This window comes from Streptantibioticus rubrisoli (assembly GCF_024436055.1).
GTDB classification, from domain to species: Bacteria; Actinomycetota; Actinomycetes; order Streptomycetales; family Streptomycetaceae; genus Streptantibioticus_A; species Streptantibioticus_A rubrisoli.
This window is the reverse complement of record NZ_JANFNH010000001.1, coordinates 337,938-354,494: the sequence shown is the minus strand read 5'-3', so window position 1 is coordinate 354,494 and position 16,557 is coordinate 337,938. Positions and strand designations below refer to the sequence as shown.

Genomic DNA, 16,557 nt, shown 5'->3' with positions numbered 1-16,557 from the left:
CGCCAGGTCAGTCGTCGCGCCCGACGAACTCGAAGGCCATACCCGCGACCCCCGCCATCGTGATGCCGAAGGCGATGATGAACAGCCACAGGCCGTAGACGATTCCGACGCCGAGCAGGGCGATGCCCAGGCCGGTCATCGGCGGATAGCCACTGTGCGGCGGGAAGAAGTCCAGCACTCCCGCGCGGTCCTGTACCTGGCCGTCCCGGCGGTCCTCGGGGCGTCGGCCCTTGCGCTGGTAGTTCATGGTGAAGAAGAACGAGATGACCGATGCCATCAGGAACGAGACCGTCAACGCGGCGATTCCCGCGGGTTCGTGGGCGAAGACGATGTAGATGATGTCGGTGACCAGGAAGAAGCCGGCCACGCCGGCGAACAGATAGGCCTCGGTCTTCATTCGCTCTGTTCTCCCAGCGTGTCGGGGGTCGGCTCAATCGTGCCGCGTTCCCCCGGCGGAAGCTCCAGGAACCCGGGGTGGTGCAGGTCGAAGGCGGGGGAATCGGAACGCACCCTGGGCAGCGAGTGGAAGTTGTGCCGCGGAGGTGGGCAGGAGGTCGCCCACTCCAGCGAACGGCCGTATCCCCAGGGGTCGTCGACCTCCACCTTCGGGGCGTACTTGGTGGTCTTCCACACGTTGTACAGAAACGGCAGGGTGGACAGGCCGAGCAAGAAGGCGCCGATCGTGGAGACGGTGTTGAGCGTGGTGAAGCCGTCGGCGGCCAGGTAGTTGGCGTAGCGGCGGGGCATGCCCATCCCGCCGAGCCAGTGCATCACCAGGAAGGTGGTCTGGAATCCCACGAAGAGGGTCCAGAAGTGGATCCTCCCGAGGCGTTCGTCGAGCATGCGGCCGGTCCACTTCGGCCACCAGAAGTAGAAGCCGCCGAACATGGCGAAGACGATGGTGCCGAACAGGACGTAGTGCAGGTGGGCGACGATGAAATAGGTGTCGGTGACGTGGAAGTCCAGCGGCGGCGAGGCGATCAGAACCCCGCTGAGGCCACCGAGCAGGAAGGTCACCATGAAGCCCACCGACCAGAGCATGGGTGTCTCGAACGACAGGCTGCCGCCCCACATGGTGCCGATCCAGTTGAAGAACTTCACTCCGGTGGGCACGGCGATCAGGAATGACATCAGGGAGAAGAACGGCAACAGGACCATGCCGGTGGCGAACATGTGGTGCGCCCACACGCTCGCCGACAGCATGGTGATGGTGATCGTCGCGCCGACCATGCCGACGTAGCCGAAGACCGGTTTGCGGCTGAAGACCGGGACGATCTCGGTGATCACGCCGAAGAACGGCAGGGCGACGATGTAGACCTCGGGGTGGCCGAAGAACCAGAACAGGTGCTGCCACAGGATCGCCCCGCCGTTCGCGGCGTCGAAGACGTGGGCGCCGAACTTCCGGTCCGCCTCCAGGCACAGCAGGATCGCGGTGAGCACCGGGAACGCCAGCAGCGCCAGGATGGCCGTGAACAGGATGTTCCACGTGAACAGCGGCATTCGGAACATCGTCATCCCCGGGGCGCGCAGCGAGACGATGGTGGCGATGAAGTTGACCGACCCGAGCGTCGTGGACAGGCCCGCTGTCACCAGGCCCATCGCCCACAGGTCACCACCGGCGCCCGGGGTGTGGATCGGGCCGTTGAGCGGCGCGTAGGCGAACCAGCCGAACGGCGCCGCGCCGCCGGGAACCACGAAACCGGAGATGACGGTCAGCCCGCCGAACAGGAACAGCCAGTACGTCAGGGCGTTCAGGCGGGGGAAGGCGACGTCCGGCGCGCCGATCTGCAGCGGCATGACGGCGTTGGCGAAACCCGCGAACGTCGGCGTGGCGAACAGCAGCATCATGACCGTGCCGTGGATCGTGAACAGCTCGTTGTACTGCTCGTTGGAGACGAACTGCAGGCCCGGGCGTGCCAACTCCGCACGCATGGCCATCGCCAGCAGACCAGCGAACAGGAAGAAGCTGAACGAGGTCACCAGGTACATGTTGCCGATCGTCTTGTGATCGGTCGTGGTGAGGTACTTCCTGACCCTGGCCCCCGCACTGACCCGTGGGTTCTGCGAGGCGTCCAGCGGCTCTTGGCGCTCGTCCTGGCCCAGCTGCGACATGGCCCTCCCGAGCACCCGGCGGAAGCAGCAGAAACGGCGTTCCGGCAACGCCGCCTGCTGTGTAGCCCCTACCGTTTCCCGGCAAACCTGGCGTCCGGGCGTTCGGCCTATCGGCGGGGTTCGTCAGGGTGAAAAAGCGCTGCGCGACCTGAGCGCCGACCGGGTCACGCCGACGGTCGCGCTAGGCCCGCGGCAGGCGGCCGTGGAGCGGCGTGGGTGCGCGGCGGTGGGGTTTGACCACGGCGGGCAAGGGTTAAGCGCAGTCGGAGAACTCCAGCGGAAACGGATTGGATCGTTCACCGTCTCGGTGGAGAAAGGCCCTCGCTCATGCCCCAGACCGTTGTCATCACCGGAGCCAGTGGCGGCATCGGCCGTGCCACCGCTCGCGCGTTCGCCCGGCGCGGTGCCAATGTCGGCCTCATCGCCCGTGGGGACATGGGACTGCGGGCGGCGGCGCGCGAGGTGGAGCAGGCGGGCGGAAGGGCCCTCGTGCTGCCCGCCGATGTGGCCGACTACTCCCAGGTCGACGCCGCCGCGAGCACGATGGAGGAGGCGTACGGACCCATCGATGTCTGGGTCAACACCGCCTTCACCTCCGTCTTCGCGCCCTTCACCGACATCTCGCCCGAGGAGTTCCGACGCGTCACCGAGGTGACCTACCTCGGCTGCGTCCATGGCACACGAGCGGCGCTGTCGCGGATGCTGCCCCGCGAGGCGGGCACGATCGTGCAGGTCGGCTCCGCACTCGGCGAGCGCTCCATCCCGCTGCAGTCGGCCTACTGCGGTGCCAAGCACGCCGTGAACGGCTTCACCTCGTCCATCCGCTGCGAGCTGATGCACAACAAGAGCAAGGTACGGCTGACGGTGGTGCAGATGCCGGCCGTCAACACCCCCCAGTTCTCCTGGGTGCTCTCCCGGCTTCCGCGACATCCGCAGCCGGTGCCGCCGATCTACCAGCCGGAGGTCGCCGCCCGCGCGGTGCTCTACGCCGCCGACCACCCGCAGCGCAGGCAGTACTACGTGGGCGCCTCGACCGTCGCCACCTGTCTCGCCAACAAGGTCGCCCCAGGGCTGCTGGACCGCTATCTGGCCCGCACCGGCTACGAGTCGCAGCAGACCGGCCAGGAGGTCCCCCCGGACCGCCCGCACAACCTGTGGCAGCCGCTCGACGGCCAAGGCGGCCGCGACTTCGGCGCCCACGGCGTCTTCGACGCCCAGGCCCACGGCCGCGCACCCCAACTCCTGTTCTCCCACCACCCCCGCATCACCTGGACGGCCATCGGCGGCACCCTCGCGGCGGCCACCGCACTGCTCACCACCAGGCTCCGCCGCCGACGCGCATGACCCACGCCCACCGAAGCCCCCGCAAGCCCCAAGCCGCCAAACCTCACCGCCTCATGTCACAACCGCGCTGACCAGCAGGATCGCCCCCAGCGAGGTCACCGACAGCAGCGTGTGCGCCGCCGTCCAGGTGCGCAGGGTGCCGCCGACCGACAGGCCGAAGTACTCCTTGAACATCCAGAACGCGGCGTCGTTGACATGGCCCAGGAACGCCGCGCCCGAGCCCAGTGCCAGGGCGAGCAGGGCGGCCTGGGTGGGTGTCAGTCCGTGGGCCATGGGGCCGATGATCCCGGCCGCGGCCACCGTGGCGACCGTGCCGGAGCCCGCCGCGGTACGCATCAGGGCCGCGACCAGCCAGGCGAGCAGCAGCAGCGGAACGTGGAAGTGCCGGACGGCCGTGGCTATGGCCTCGTCCACACCGCTGTCCTGCAGGGCCTGCGAATAACCGCCGCCCGCGCCAACTATGGCCAGTACACCGGCGATTGGCGGAAAGCTCCGGCTCAACGACTCCTGGACACGCTGCCTGCTGGACCCCACCGAGTAGCCGAAGGTGAACAGCGACACCAGGACGGCCAGTAGCAGGGCGATGACCGGTGTGCCGAGGAACTCCAGCACGGAGTAGAGCGTGCCGTGCGCCAGTTGTGCGGTGTCGCAGATCGCCTTGAGCATCATCAATGCGATGGGCAGCAGGATCGTGCCGAGCGTGACCGAGAAGCGCGGAAGAGTGCGGGAGGGCTCGTCGCCCGCTCCCGTGGTGAACGCCGCCAGCGCGGAGGGGGGTATCTGCGCCCTCACCCGCGGCCAGATGTAGGCGGTGAGCAACGGGCCGACCACGATCGCGCAGGGCACCGCCACGATCAGCCCGTACACCAGGGTGAGGCCGACCGTGGCGTGTACCGCCTGGACGGCGATCAGCGGTCCGGGGTGCGGCGGAACGAGTGCGTGCACGGTGGCGAGGCCGGCCATCGCCGGAATGCCCACCCGTAGCACCGGATACCTGGCGCGGTGCGCCAGTTGCAGCACCAGCGGCACCAGCATCACGAAGCCGACCTCGAAGAACATCGGCAGCCCGACGACGGCCGCGACCAACGTGATGGCCCACGGCAGGCGTTCGGTTCCGACCAGCCGGGTCAGCGTCTGGACGATCTGGTCAATGCCCCCTGAATCCGCCAGCAGGCGGCCCAGGATCGCGCCAAGGATGATCAGCACGCCTATCTTGCCCGTGGTGCCGCCCATTCCCGTGGTGAAGGAGTCGACCGCCTTCGCCACGGGATGCCCCGACAGCAGTGAGACGACGAAGGACCCGACCATCAGGGCCAGGAAAGCGTGCAGCTTGAGCCAGCTGATCCCCAGGATGACCACAACCATGGAAATCCCCACCAGCGTCAACAGCCAGGTGTCATGCGCGGTCCAGGACATCGCCGCCGCCTTCGCCGCCGATGTTGCCAATGCCGTCATCCAGGGATCTCCTTCTGCCGTTCTCCCCCATTGCGGCTTGCACCGTATGGGCCGAGTTCGAACCGCGGCCAGATCCAGGCCGGTTGTGCTGATTGAGAATGACGAATGCGTTTCGCGCTTTGTGTGCGTTGTGCTCACCGAAGCCCACCAGGCGCATGCCGCATACACCCACCGGCGCCGACAATGCCGTCTCGTACGCTGGCGGCATGTTCCGCCGTAAGCCCCGCATCGTGACCCAGGCGCTGCTCGCGCAGATCACGGTGCTGCTGCTGGTGCTCGGCGCCGGATTCACGCTCACCGCGATGCTGGTCCGGCACCAGTCGGAGCAGCAGTACGCACAGCGGGCGCTGGCGGTGGCCCGTACCACCGCCGACAACCCGGTGATCGTGCGGCGGATCGCTTCCGGCCGTGACCCGAACGGCGATGTCCAGCGGGAGGCCGAACGGATCAGGCGGCGCACCGGCATGCTGTTCGTGGTGGTCACCGACGCGCACGGCATCCGGTATTCGCACCCCGACCCGGCGGAGCTGGGCAAGCCCGTGAGCACCCGGCCGACCGCCCTGGACGGCCAGGAGTCGGTCTCGGTGCAGCGCGGCACACTGGGCGACTCGGCACGGGCCAAGGTGCCGTTGCGGGACCCGCGGGGGCGGGTCGTCGGCGAGGTGAGCACGGGGGTGCGGACCCGGACCGCGCAGCAGGCCGCCGTGCCGCTGATCCGGCAGGCCGCCGCGTTCGCCGGGGTGGCGCTGCTGGTCGGCACGGCGGGGGCGGTGCTGCTGTCGCGGCGGCTGAAGCGGCAGACCCTCGGGCTGGAGCCGGTGGAGCTGGCCGAGCTGCTGCGGGAGCAGCGGGCGGTGCTGGGCGGCGTCGGTGACGGTGTGCTGGCGGTGGACACCGCGGACCGCGTCACGGTGTGCAACGACGAGGCGGAACGACTGCTCGGCGGACCGCGACCGCCGGGCACACCGGTGGCCGAACTGCCGCCCGTGCTGGGCGAGTTGCTCATCGAGCGCCGGGAGCTGCGGCAGAGCCATCTGGTGGTGGGTGACCGGCTGCTGGTGGTCACCGCGCAGCCGGTGCGCCGCGGCGGCCGGGATCTCGGGCATGTGCTGACCCTGCGCGACCGTACCGAGCTGGACGAGCTGGAGCGGGAACTGGCGGCGCTGCGGTCGCTGTCGGACGCGCTGCGCGCCCAGGCGCACGAGTACACCAACCGGCTGCACACCCTCTCCGGCCTGCTGGCCACCGGCGCCAACGAGGAGGCGCAGGCCTATCTGCGGGAGCTGGCCGCGGCACCGCTGGCCACCGAGGGGCGGGACGGCGCCCGGATCGCCGATCCGTATCTGCGCGGGCTGCTGGCCGCCAAGACGGCGACCGCGTCCGAACTGGGCGTCGCGCTACGGCTGGTGGCCGACTCCCATCTGCCGCGGCGGCTGGCCGAGCCGCTGGACGTGGTCAGCGTCGTCGGCAACCTACTGGACAACGCGCTGCGGGCGGCCGCCGCCGGAGTGCGCGCCCCCGCCTGGGTGGAGCTGAGCGTGCTGGCCGAGGGCGACACCGTGCACCTGGCCGTGGTGGACAGCGGCGACGGTGTGCCGGAGGCGGACGCGGACCTGCTGTTCCGCAGCGGCTTCAGCACCCGGCCGGAGCGGGGCCGCGACGGGCACGGCATCGGACTGCCGCTCGCCCGCCAGCTGGTCCGGAAGTACGGCGGCGAGCTGCGGCTGGAGCGCGGGAGCGGCGCGGACCACGGCGCGGTCTTCATCGCCCGCATCCCATCGGTGGTGGAGCCGCCGGGCACCGGAGCACCACACGTTGACACGATGGAGGTCGCACGATGATCAGCGTGCTGGTGGTGGACGACGACTACCGCGTCGCCGGGTTGCACGCCCGCTACGCCAGCGGCGTGGACGGCTTCGAGGTGGTGGGCACCGCGCACTGCGCGCGGGAGGCGGTCGAGTTGGAGCAGCGGCTGCGCCCCGACCTGGTGCTGCTCGACCAGTACCTGCCGGACCGGCTCGGCACCAGCGTGCTGCCCGAGCTGCGGGCGGACGTCATCATGCTGACCGCGGCCGCGGACGCGGCGCAGATACGCCAGGCGCTGGGCCGTGGCGCGGTCGGTTATCTGATCAAGCCGTTCGACGCCCAGCAACTGACCGCGCGGCTCAGGTCCTATGCGCGGTTCCGCGCCCAGCTCGGCGGTGACCGCACCCTGGACCAGGAGCAGGTGGACCGGGCGCTACGGGCGCTGCACGGCACCGACCGCGCCGCCCGGGCCCGGCGCAAACGCTCCTCCCCCACCGCCGAGTTGGTCGCGGAGGCGGTCCGCCGCGCCGACCAGCCGGTGACCGCGAGCGAACTCGCGGCCCGACTCGGCCTGTCCCGGCCGACCGCGCAGCGCTACCTCGCCGATCTGTCCGCGGATGGGGCGGTACGGGTGGAGTTGCGCTACGGCGTCGCCGGGCGCCCGGAGCATCTGTACCGGTGGAACTCCCAGGCCACGTAGGGTTGTTGGGCCCAGTCGGAAGCGGTTCGCCAGCGCCCCCGAAGGGGCGCGGGGCTGTGTTCATGTGCGGCTCCGCCGCGCGGACGCGACCAGCCACAACGGTGCCGCAGACGATCGACAGCACATCGCCGCACCCCGCGAAGCGCCTAGCCGTACATGTAGATCGCCAGCGCTATGCCACCGGCGATACCGCAGACCACCAGCAGGATCACCGCCGTCACGCCCACCAGGGCGATCAGTTCCGCGCACCGCACCACCGCGCCGCCGAGGCCGCCGCGCGGCTGCGGCGCCGGGCGCTGCGGCGCGCTGGCGGCGCGCCGCGAGCGGGGGCGCCCGGTGGCCGCCCCCGGCCTGGCCGCCGCGCTACGGCCGGCGGCGCGGCCGGGGTTCCGGTCGGTCCGGTGGTTCAGGTGCACGGCGGGGCCGTCCGGACTGGACATGGACGTCTCTCCTGGTTCTGCTCGTCGAGGACCGTCAAGGACCGCTCATCAGGGCTGATGCTGGGCGGGAGGTAGCGTACGTGCGGTTCCTAGGCGCGGTACACAGGGATGCCGGTCCCCAACCCGAACGGATTTAGCGAAGACCCAGCAGGTGGTCCATGGCGAGCTGGTCGAGCCGTTCGAAGGCCATGCCGCGGCGGCCCGCCGCCTCCGGGTCGAAGTCCTCGAACGCCGAGCGGTCCGCGAGCAGTTCGGTGACCGTCTCACCGGGGCCGAGGGTGGGCCGGGCGAGCTGGTCGAGCCGGGCGGCGCGCAGCGCTTCCTGGACGGCGGGGTCGGCGCGGAAGGCGGCGGCCTTCGCCTTGAGCGCGAGATAGTTGCGCATGCACCCGGCGGCGGAGGCCCACACACCGTCCAGGTCCTCGGTGCGCGGCGGTTTGAAGTCGAAGTGCCGCGGCCCGCTGTAGCCCGCCGATTCCAGCAGGTCCACCAGCCAGAACGCCTGCCGCAGATCGCCCGCGCCGAACCTCAGGTCCTGGTCGTACTTGATGCCGGACTGCCCGTTGAGGTCGATGTGGAACAGTTTGCCCGCCCACAGGGCTTGCGCGATGCCGTGCGGGAAGTTGAGCCCGGCCATCTGTTCATGACCGGTCTCGGGGTTCACGCCGAACAGCTCGGGGTGCTCCAGCCGTTCGATGAACGCCAGGGCGTGGCCGACGGTCGGCAGCAGGATGTCGCCGCGCGGCTCGTTGGGCTTGGGTTCGATGGCGAACCGCAGTCGCAGGCCCTGGGCCAGGACGTACTCGGCGAGCACGTCGAACGCTTCCTTCAGCCGGTCGAGGGCGGTGCGCACGTCCTTGGCGGCGCCGGACTCCGCGCCTTCCCGGCCGCCCCAGGCGACGTAGACCGAGGCGCCGAGTTCTACGGCGAGGTCGATGTTGCGCAGGGTCTTGCGCAGCGCGTAGCGGCGCACGTCGCGGTCGTTGGCGGTGAAGGCTCCGTCCTTGAACACCGGGTGGGTGAACAGGTTGGTGGTCGCCATGGGGACCTTCATGCCCGTTTCGTCCAGCGCCTGCCGGAACCGCTTGACGTGCGCCTCGCGCTCCGCCTCGCCGCTGCCGAACGGGATCAGGTCGTCGTCGTGGAAGGTGACGCCGTAGGCGCCCAGTTCGGCGAGCCGCCGCACCGTCTCGGCCGGATCGAGTGCGGGGCGGGTGGCGTCGCCGAACGGATCGCGGCCCTGCCAGCCCACGGTCCACAGACCGAAGGTGAACTTGTCCTCGGGGACGGGGGTCAGGTGGTCGGTCATGGGTGCCTCCCGGTTGCCGGAGGTGAGGAAGCGGCGCCACCCCTATTCGTAAGGGCGGCAAACAAATTAGTATGCGCGGGCGCCGCGAGGAAGCCCCGCGGCGGCGGGTTGCGGCACGGGTGCGCGAGGAGGCAGCGATGGCCGTACAGCGCGTGGTCGTCGGCGTGGACAGTTCCACCCAGGCGACCAAGGCGGTCGCCGTGGACGTGGACACCGGTGCCGTGCTGGGCGAGGGGCGCGCCCCGCACACCGTGAGCACCGGAGCGGCCCGGGAGAGCGATCCGGAGCAGTGGTGGCGCGCGTTCGCCGAGGCGGTCCGGCGGACCGGCCACGCCGACCAGGCGGCGGCCGTCTCTATCGGCGCGCAGCAGCACGGCCTGGTGGCCCTGGACTCCCGGGGCGTGCCGGTGCGTCCCGCGCTGCTGTGGAACGATGTGCGCTCCGCGCCCCAAGCCGACGCCCTGGTCGAGGAGTTGACGCCGAAGTGGTGGGCGCGGCGCACCGGCAGCGCCCCCACCGCCGCCTTCACCGTGGCCAAGTGGGCCTGGCTGCGCGCCAACGAGCCGGAGGCCGCCGACCGGGTGGCCGCGGTGCGGTTGCCGCACGACTACCTCACGGAGCGGCTCACCGGTGCCGCGGTCACCGACCGGGGCGACGCATCGGGCACCGGCTGGTGGACCCCGGACGGATATGACCAGGACATCCTGCGCCGGGTCGGGCTGGGCCGCGCGCTGCTGCCCGAGGTGCTGGCCCCGGGCGTGGCGGCCGGGACGGTCAGGGCGGGCGCACCGCTGCGGGAGGGTGCGCTGGTCGCGGCCGGTACCGGTGACAACATGGCGGCGGCGCTGGGGCTTGGTCTGCGACCGGGCGTGCCGGTGGTGAGCCTGGGCACCTCGGGCACGGTCTACGCGGTCACCCGGGGCAGGCCGCGGGACCCCTCCGGTACCGTCGCCGGGTTCGCCGACGCGCGCGGCGACTGGCTCCCGCTGGCCTGCACCCTCAACTGCACGCTGGCCGTCGACCGGATCGCGGCGTTGCTGGACCGGGACCGGGAGGACGTCGAACCTGGCGGCACCACCGTGCTGTTGCCGTATCTGGACGGCGAGCGCACCCCCAACCTCCCCTACGCGTCGGGCCTGTTGCACGGGCTGCGCCATGACACCGGTGGCGGCCAGTTGCTGCAGGCCGCCTATGACGGCGCGGCGTACTCGCTGTTGACGGCCGTTGACGACGTACTGCGCGCCGGTGGCGAACCGGTCGATCCGTCGGTTCCGCTGCTGCTGGTCGGTGGCGGCGCCCGGGGCACGGCATGGCGGGAGACGGTGCGCAGGCTGTCGGGGCGGCCGGTACGGGTGCCCGCCGCGCGGGAGTTGGTGGCGTTGGGCGCCGCCGCGCAGGCCGCCGGGCTGCTCACCGGTGAGGAGCCCGACGCGGTGGCCCGGCGGTGGGGCACCGCGGCCGGGATGCTGCTGGAGCCGGTGCCACGGGACACCGAGACGCTGGAGCGGATCAGGCAGACGCTGCGCGCGGCCGGACCGCTGCTCAGCGCGGGTCCCACACCGTGACCCACGGCTGGGCACCCCCCGCACGGTCCGGGCGGGCCGCCTCACAGCAGGACATGCGGCGGCAGAACCTGGCACTGGTGATGACCACGGTGGCCGCGCACGGGCCGCTGTCCCGGGCCGCGATCGCCGGGCGCACCGGACTGACCAGGGCCGCCGTCTCCAGTCTGGTGGAGGAGCTGAACACGGCTGGCCTGCTGACCGAGTTGGGCTCGCTGCCCAGCGGCCGGGCCGGTCGCCCAGGCCGGGCGCTGGCGCTCAGTGAGCGCGGTCCCGCCGGGCTGGGGCTTGAGGTCGGGGTCGGTCATCTGGGCGCCTGTGTGGTCGATCTGCGCGGTGAGGTCAGGGGCTGGCTGCGGGTCGCGGCGGACAACCGGAACCGTCCGGCGGACGAGGTGCTGGCCGAACTCGCCACGGTGTCCCGGCGGGCCGTCACCGAGGCGGAGGGGACGGGACTGCGCCCGGTCGCCGCGGTGTTGGCGGTACCGGGACTCGTCGGAGAGGCGCCCGGAACCGTGGCGACCGCCCCCAACCTGGGCTGGCGCGATGTGGCCGCGTCCGGACTGTGCGCCCAGGGGCTGCCGTTGGAAGTGGAGAACGAGGCGAACCTCGGCGCGCTGGCCGAGTTGTGGCACGGCACGGGGACATCCGACTTCATCCATGTCTCCGCGGCCGAGGGCATCGGTGCCGCCCTGGTCGTGGGCGGCCGGTTGTTCCGCGGCGCGCGGGGGTTCGCGGGTGAGTTGGGCCATGTGCCGTTGTGCCCGGACGGTCCCGTGTGCGCGTGCGGTGCGCGCGGCTGCCTGGAGCAGTACGCGGGCGAGGAGGCGGTGCTGCGGCAGGCCGGGCTGGCGGCGGGCGAGGACGCGGTGCGGCGGCTCGCGTCCCGGGCGCGGGAGGGCGACCGGTGTGCGCTGGCGGCGCTGGAGCGGGCGGGTGAGGCGCTGGGCACGGCGCTCGCCGGTGCGGTCAATCTCGTCGACCCGGAGGCGGTGGTACTGGGCGGCGCCTACGCCGAGTTGGGCGACTGGCTGCTGCCGGGGATGCGCCGGGAGCTGACGGCCCGCGCGCTGCGCCGCTGGCCGCCCAAGGCGCTGCTGGTCTCCGGGCTGGGACGGCGGGGTCCGCTGCTGGGTGCCGGGATGGCCGCCATACGCCGCATCATCGAGGACCCCGCCGAACTGACCGTCAGCCGCAGTCGACGGTGATGGAGGCCACCGGCGCACCGGACAACTCCGAGTCGCCGCCGCCGATTTCCTGTTCCGCACCGGCGAAGTGCGCCCGGTCGTTCAGCCGCACGACGCAGCCGAAGCTGTCCGGTATCGGGTTGTACGCCGAACGCGGGCCGCTGGGCAGCGAAAGCGCGTCGGCATCGGGGAAGGTGAACGTCGTCCTGCGCACCTTCGCGTCCAGCTTGTACAGCACGTCGCCCGTCTGGTGCGGGCCGCTGAACAGGCAGAAGTCGCCCTTCCCGCACCGCTCGGGAGCGGCGGCGTAGCTGCTCGGCGCCAGTACCGCCGACACGCCGAGTGCCGTAACCGCCGCTACCCCTAAGCGAATTGCGCGCTGGCGCATGAATGCTCCTCGTTGGTTTTTCAAAGGTTTCCCGGCTGGCTTCTCGTGAGCCTGACTCTGTTTACCAAGGGTTCGCGCCGGCGCACATCCGCTACCAGTGGTCACAGGTTGTTATCGGCCAGCCGCGGTGGGCTCGGCCGGTGCGCTCGAACGCCGGGGCGCCGCGGGAACCACCAGCGGGGTGCCGGTTTCCGGGTCGTCGATGACGCGGCAGGGGACGCCGAAGACCTCCTCGACCAGTTGGGCGGTCACGATGTCACCGGGCGCACCGGCGGCCATCACCCGGCCCGCGCGCATGGCGATCAGATGGGTGGCATAGCGGGCCGCCTGGTTGAGGTCGTGCAGTACGGCGACGAGCGTACGGCGCTGCTCGGCGTGGAGTTCGGCGCACAGGTCCAGCACATCGATCTGGTGGGCGATGTCGAGGTATGTCGTCGGCTCGTCCAGCAGGAGCAGCGGGGTCTGCTGGGCCAGCGCCATGGCGATCCACACGCGTTGCCGCTGTCCGCCGGAGAGTTCGTCGACATAGCGGTCGGCCAGTTCGCTGACGCCGGTGGCGGCCATCGACTCGGCGACGATCCGCTCATCCTCCGTGGACCACTGGCGCAGCAGGCCCTGGTGCGGATAGCGGCCGCGGGCCACCAGGTCGGCGACGGTGATGCCGTCCGGTGCGATGGACGACTGCGGCAGCAGGCCGAGGGTCCTGGCCACCTTGCGGGCGGGCACGGTGTGGATGTCCTGCCCGTCCAGCAGCACGGTTCCGTCCGACGGCTTCAGTGTCCTGGACAGCGCGCGCAACAGGGTTGACTTGCCACAGGCGTTGGGGCCGACGATGACGGTGAAGGAGTGGTCGGGCACGGTCACATCGAGGTGTTCGGCGATCGTGCGCTGTTCGTAGGCGAGGGTCAGCGCGCTGCCGCTCAGTCGTGTTCCGGTCTGCGCCATCTTCTTCGGTACCTCGCGTTGTCCGTTGTTCACGTTCCCGCTCAAATCCGCCCCCGCTTGCGTTCGGTGGCCAGCAGCCACACCAGGTAGCCGCCGCCCAGTACCCCGGTCACCACGCCCACCGGCAACTGGTGCCCGTTGAGCAGGCGTTGGGCGACGAAGTCGGCGCTGACCATCAGCGCGGCGCCCACGCACAGCGACGGCACCAGGTTCGGCCCGGGCGCCCGGGTCAGCCGCCGGGCCAGCCGTGGCGCGGTGAGCGCGACGAACGCCACCGGTCCGGCCGCCGCCGCGGCGAAGGCGGCCAGCAGCACCGCGCAGCCCAGCAGCGCCATCCGGGTGCGGCGCACCGGCACGCCCAGGCCGTGCGCGGCGTCGTCACCCATCTCCAGCACCCGTAGCGGGCGGGCGCAACCCAGCAGCACCACCGGCAGCAGTACCGCCATGGCCAGCGCGAGCGGCAGCACGTCGCTCCACTGGCGTCCGTCCAGCGAGCCGGTGAGCCACAGCACCGCACGGGCCGCGTCGGGAATCTGCGCCCGGGTCAGCAGATAGCCGTTGACGCCGGTGAGGATCGCCGCCACCCCGATCCCCACCAGGATCAGCGGATAACCGTGCGCGCCCTGCCGTGCGGCCAGCGCGTAGATCACCGCGCCGGTGAGCACCCCGCCGAGCACCGCGCCGCCCGCGAGCGCCGCGCCGCCGCCACCGATCAGCACGATCACGGTGAGCGCCCCGGTGGCCGCGCCCTGGGTGAAGCCCAGTACGTCGGGGCTGCCCAGCGGGTTGCGCACCAGGGACTGGAAGACGGCACCGGCCAGCGCGAGCGCCGCTCCGACCAGGAGCGCGGTGATGACGCGCGGCAGACGCAGTTGCTCCAGGACGAAGGTGTCGGCCACCGCGCCCTGCCCAACGAGGGTGCGCAGTACGGCGGTCGGGCTCATCGGGTACTCGCCGCTGCCGAGCGACAGCACGCCGACCGCCAGCGCGAGCAGTGCGCAACCGGTGCCGACCAGCAGCGCCCTGGGCCGGTAGGCGACGGACAGCCCACCGGTGGTACGGATCACGCTCATGCCCGCACCGCCCGGTTCCGCCGCACGAAGTAGAGGAAGAACGGTCCGCCGACGACCGCGGTGACGATGCCCACCTGGACTTCGGAGGGCCGGGCCAGGACCCGGCCCAGTACGTCGGAGCCGAGCAGCAGCACCGGCGCGAGCAGTGCGCAGTACGGCAGTTGCCAGCGCAGGTCGGGTCCGGTGAGCGAGCGCACCAGGTGCGGCACCATCAGTCCGACGAACACGATCGGCCCGCAGGCCGCGGTTGCGGCGCCGCACAGCAGGGTGACGGCCACGATGGCGGCCGCCCGGACGCGGGCCGGACGGGCGCCCAGCGCCTGCGCGGCGTCGTCGCCGAGGGCCAGGGCGTTCAGCGGCCGGGCCAGCGCCAGGGCGGCGGCCGCGCCGACCGCCACGAACGGCGCCAGCCGCTCGGCGGTGCCGGGTTGGGCGGCGCCCAGGGAGCCCACGGTCCAAAAGCGCATCTTGTCCAGCGACGCGGTGTCCAGCAGTTCCACGGCGCTGACGTACGAGTAGAGCATCGCGTTCACCGCCGCACCGGCCAGCGCCAGCCGCGCGGGGGTCGCGCCGCGCCCTCCGCCGACCGCGTAGATGAGGACGGAGACCAGCGCGGCCCCCAGAAAGGCGAACCAGATGTATCCCGTGAAACTGGACAGTCCCAGAAAGGAGATGACGGAGACCACGGCGGCCGAGGCGCCCGCGTTGATCCCCAACAGCCCGGGGTCGGCCAGCGGATTGCGGGTGAGGGCCTGCATCACGCCACCGGCGAGACCCAGCGCCACCCCCACCACCAACCCGAGGACGGTGCGCGGCAACCGCATCCGGTGCACCACCACGTCCCCCGGGTCGAACAGGCCGTGCCACACCTGAGAGAGCGAGAGCGGCTTGGCGCCCAGCGCGAGGCTCAGCGCCGCCACCACCGCCAGGAGCAGCAGGGCGCCGAGGAGCCCCGCGGCACGCAGTGCGCCACGTCTGCCGGGCGGTCGTATACCGGGCGACGGTGCAGCCGTCGAACCTCCCATGGCTTGCGGTGACTTGGTGACCGACACGTAGGTGCTCCGGTGCGACCGGGGAGCGGCGGCCGCCCCCCATTGGACAGTGACTTAGGTTAGGTTAACCTAACATCGATCTCGATCACCGGCGTCGTCAGGCACGCCGTACGCGATGACGCCACCGATGAAGGAAGTTCCGCCATGCCTTTCTCCCCGTCCGCCGACCTCTCCCGCCGCGGCCTGCTCGCCGCGGGCGGCGCCCTCGGCCTCGGCGCCCTGGTGACCGCCTGCGGGGCCAGGAGCGGTTCGGCGTCCGCGGGCGGGGGTGACGGCTGGTCCTTCACCGACGACCGCGGGCGGAAGGTGACGGCCGCCTCCCGTCCGAAGCGCGTCGTCGCCTACACCGGCGCCGCCGCGGCCCTGCACGACCTCGGCCTCGGCGACCAGATCGTCGGAGTCTTCGGGCCGACCAGGCTCAAGGACGGCAAGCCCGACCCGATGGCGGGCGACCTGGACATCGGCAGGCTCACCGTCATCGGCAACGCCTACGGCGAGTTCGACATCGAGAAGTACGCGGCACTGGAGCCGGACCTGCTGGTCACCAACATGTTCCAGCCCGGCGCACTGTGGTTCGTACCGGACCAGAGCAAGGACACCATCGGCAAGCTGGCGCCCAGCGTCGGCATCACGGTCAGCAGGGTGCCGCTGCCCCAACCCCTCAAGCATTACATGGAGTTGGCCGAGTCCCTCGGTGCCGACACCAGGGCGAAGAAGGTCACCGACGCCAAGGCCCGCTTCCAGGCGGCCGCGGAGCGGCTGCGCGGCGCGGCGAACGCGAGCGGCCGGATCAAGGTCATGGCCGCCTCGGCCAGCGCCGACCTGCTCTATGTCTGTGATCCGAAGGTCTACCCCGACCTGTCCTACTTCCGTTCCCTCGGCGTCGACTTCGTGCAGCCGGACAAGGTGCAAGGCGGCTTCTTCGAGAACCTCAGCTGGGAGAACGCCAACAAGTACCCGGCCGACGTGATCCTGCTGGACAGCCGCACGGCCGCCGCCCAGTCCGGCTTCCTCACCGGCAAGCCCGCCTGGACCAACCTGCCCGCCGTCAAGACGAACCAGGTGCTGCCCTGGCAGAGCGAGCCGCGCATGTCGTACGCGGGGTGCGCGCCGACGGTCGAGGCGCTGGCGACGGCCGTACGGCAGGCCAAGAAGGTCAGCTGAACCGACGCGACTCACCTTTC

At 71.4% G+C, this 16,557-nt stretch carries 15 protein-coding genes; 6 read left to right on the top strand and 9 right to left on the bottom strand.

What is annotated here, in order from left to right; all coding sequences use genetic code 11:
* Positions 1–7 precede the first annotated feature (7 nt).
* Together ctaF and ctaD are read right to left on the bottom strand one after the other, a co-directional pair.
* Positions 8–397: an aa3-type cytochrome oxidase subunit IV gene (gene ctaF / locus NON19_RS01735; protein WP_255924712.1), complete on the bottom strand. Its 390-nt coding sequence runs from the start codon at positions 395–397 to the stop codon at positions 8–10.
* On the bottom strand, positions 394–2,112 hold the full coding sequence (ctaD, locus tag NON19_RS01730; protein ID WP_255924711.1) for an aa3-type cytochrome oxidase subunit I: 1,719 nt from the start codon (positions 2,110–2,112) through the stop codon (positions 394–396). The genes ctaF and ctaD overlap by 4 nt, the downstream gene beginning before the upstream one ends.
* 327 nt (positions 2,113–2,439) lie before the next feature.
* Between ctaD and NON19_RS01725 the strand changes: the two genes are divergently transcribed.
* Positions 2,440–3,456: an SDR family oxidoreductase gene (locus NON19_RS01725; RefSeq protein ID WP_255924710.1), complete on the top strand. Its 1,017-nt coding sequence runs from the start codon at positions 2,440–2,442 to the stop codon at positions 3,454–3,456.
* A gap of 51 nt (positions 3,457–3,507) precedes the next feature.
* On the opposite strand, the gene NON19_RS01720 is transcribed toward NON19_RS01725, so the two are convergent.
* Positions 3,508–4,911: a GntT/GntP/DsdX family permease gene (locus tag NON19_RS01720; RefSeq protein ID WP_255924709.1), complete on the bottom strand. Its 1,404-nt coding sequence runs from the start codon at positions 4,909–4,911 to the stop codon at positions 3,508–3,510.
* A gap of 206 nt (positions 4,912–5,117) precedes the next feature.
* On the opposite strand from NON19_RS01720, the gene NON19_RS01715 reads away from it, so the two are divergent.
* Together NON19_RS01715 and NON19_RS01710 are read left to right on the top strand one after the other, a co-directional pair.
* The gene (locus tag NON19_RS01715; protein ID WP_255924708.1) at positions 5,118–6,752 is read left to right on the top strand and encodes an ATP-binding protein; all 1,635 of its coding nucleotides are present in this window, start codon (positions 5,118–5,120) and stop codon (positions 6,750–6,752) included.
* Positions 6,749–7,417, top strand: coding sequence for a response regulator (locus NON19_RS01710; RefSeq protein ID WP_255924707.1), 669 nt, complete (start codon positions 6,749–6,751; stop codon positions 7,415–7,417). Before NON19_RS01715 ends, NON19_RS01710 begins: the two co-directional genes overlap by 4 nt.
* 146 nt (positions 7,418–7,563) lie before the next feature.
* Here NON19_RS01710 and NON19_RS01705 read toward each other — a convergent pair whose 3' ends face one another.
* Both NON19_RS01705 and xylA read right to left on the bottom strand, forming a co-directional pair.
* Complete coding sequence (locus NON19_RS01705) at positions 7,564–7,857, bottom strand: hypothetical protein (protein WP_255924706.1); 294 nt, start codon at positions 7,855–7,857, stop codon at positions 7,564–7,566.
* A 133-nt stretch (positions 7,858–7,990) separates the two neighbouring features.
* On the bottom strand, positions 7,991–9,166 hold the full coding sequence (gene xylA, locus NON19_RS01700) for a xylose isomerase (protein WP_255924705.1): 1,176 nt from the start codon (positions 9,164–9,166) through the stop codon (positions 7,991–7,993).
* A gap of 137 nt (positions 9,167–9,303) precedes the next feature.
* Here xylA and xylB point away from each other — a divergent pair, with 137 nt between their 5' ends.
* Positions 9,304–10,731, top strand: a complete 1,428-nt coding sequence (gene xylB, locus NON19_RS01695) for a xylulokinase (protein ID WP_255924704.1) — start codon at positions 9,304–9,306, stop codon at positions 10,729–10,731.
* A 53-nt stretch (positions 10,732–10,784) separates the two neighbouring features.
* Positions 10,785–11,936 (top strand): ROK family transcriptional regulator, encoded by a 1,152-nt coding sequence (locus NON19_RS01690; protein WP_255924703.1) that lies wholly within the window; start codon positions 10,785–10,787, stop codon positions 11,934–11,936.
* On the opposite strand, the gene NON19_RS01685 is transcribed toward NON19_RS01690, so the two are convergent.
* The 4 genes from NON19_RS01685 to NON19_RS01670 all read right to left on the bottom strand — a co-directional run bounded on the left by NON19_RS01685 (position 11,917) and on the right by NON19_RS01670 (position 15,346).
* On the bottom strand, positions 11,917–12,303 hold the full coding sequence (locus NON19_RS01685; protein WP_255924702.1) for a hypothetical protein: 387 nt from the start codon (positions 12,301–12,303) through the stop codon (positions 11,917–11,919). The genes NON19_RS01690 and NON19_RS01685 overlap by 20 nt on opposite strands.
* 111 nt (positions 12,304–12,414) lie before the next feature.
* Complete coding sequence (locus tag NON19_RS01680) at positions 12,415–13,248, bottom strand: ABC transporter ATP-binding protein (protein ID WP_255925013.1); 834 nt, start codon at positions 13,246–13,248, stop codon at positions 12,415–12,417.
* Positions 13,249–13,289: 41 nt separating this feature from the next.
* Positions 13,290–14,321 (bottom strand): FecCD family ABC transporter permease, encoded by a 1,032-nt coding sequence (locus NON19_RS01675; protein WP_255924701.1) that lies wholly within the window; start codon positions 14,319–14,321, stop codon positions 13,290–13,292.
* Complete coding sequence (locus tag NON19_RS01670) at positions 14,318–15,346, bottom strand: FecCD family ABC transporter permease (protein ID WP_255925012.1); 1,029 nt, start codon at positions 15,344–15,346, stop codon at positions 14,318–14,320. The genes NON19_RS01675 and NON19_RS01670 overlap by 4 nt, the downstream gene beginning before the upstream one ends.
* 171 nt (positions 15,347–15,517) lie before the next feature.
* On the opposite strand from NON19_RS01670, the gene NON19_RS01665 reads away from it, so the two are divergent.
* A complete protein-coding gene (locus tag NON19_RS01665) occupies positions 15,518–16,537 on the top strand; it encodes an ABC transporter substrate-binding protein (protein ID WP_255924700.1) in 1,020 nt (339 codons plus the stop codon).
* Positions 16,538–16,557: the final 20 nt, after the last annotated feature.

Coding starts and splice junctions, on each gene's coding strand:
- ctaF (WP_255924712.1), bottom strand. CDS start 397: ATGAAGACCGAGGCCTATCTGTTCGCCGGCGTGGCCGGCTTCTTCCTG.
- ctaD (WP_255924711.1), bottom strand. CDS start 2,112: ATGTCGCAGCTGGGCCAGGACGAGCGCCAAGAGCCGCTGGACGCCTCG.
- NON19_RS01725 (WP_255924710.1), top strand. CDS start 2,440: ATGCCCCAGACCGTTGTCATCACCGGAGCCAGTGGCGGCATCGGCCGT.
- NON19_RS01720 (WP_255924709.1), bottom strand. CDS start 4,911: ATGACGGCATTGGCAACATCGGCGGCGAAGGCGGCGGCGATGTCCTGG.
- NON19_RS01715 (WP_255924708.1), top strand. CDS start 5,118: ATGTTCCGCCGTAAGCCCCGCATCGTGACCCAGGCGCTGCTCGCGCAG.
- NON19_RS01710 (WP_255924707.1), top strand. CDS start 6,749: ATGATCAGCGTGCTGGTGGTGGACGACGACTACCGCGTCGCCGGGTTG.
- NON19_RS01705 (WP_255924706.1), bottom strand. CDS start 7,857: ATGTCCAGTCCGGACGGCCCCGCCGTGCACCTGAACCACCGGACCGAC.
- xylA (WP_255924705.1), bottom strand. CDS start 9,166: ATGACCGACCACCTGACCCCCGTCCCCGAGGACAAGTTCACCTTCGGT.
- xylB (WP_255924704.1), top strand. CDS start 9,304: ATGGCCGTACAGCGCGTGGTCGTCGGCGTGGACAGTTCCACCCAGGCG.
- NON19_RS01690 (WP_255924703.1), top strand. CDS start 10,785: ATGCGGCGGCAGAACCTGGCACTGGTGATGACCACGGTGGCCGCGCAC.
- NON19_RS01685 (WP_255924702.1), bottom strand. CDS start 12,303: ATGCGCCAGCGCGCAATTCGCTTAGGGGTAGCGGCGGTTACGGCACTC.
- NON19_RS01680 (WP_255925013.1), bottom strand. CDS start 13,248: ATGGCGCAGACCGGAACACGACTGAGCGGCAGCGCGCTGACCCTCGCC.
- NON19_RS01675 (WP_255924701.1), bottom strand. CDS start 14,321: ATGAGCGTGATCCGTACCACCGGTGGGCTGTCCGTCGCCTACCGGCCC.
- NON19_RS01670 (WP_255925012.1), bottom strand. CDS start 15,346: ATGGGAGGTTCGACGGCTGCACCGTCGCCCGGTATACGACCGCCCGGC.
- NON19_RS01665 (WP_255924700.1), top strand. CDS start 15,518: ATGCCTTTCTCCCCGTCCGCCGACCTCTCCCGCCGCGGCCTGCTCGCC.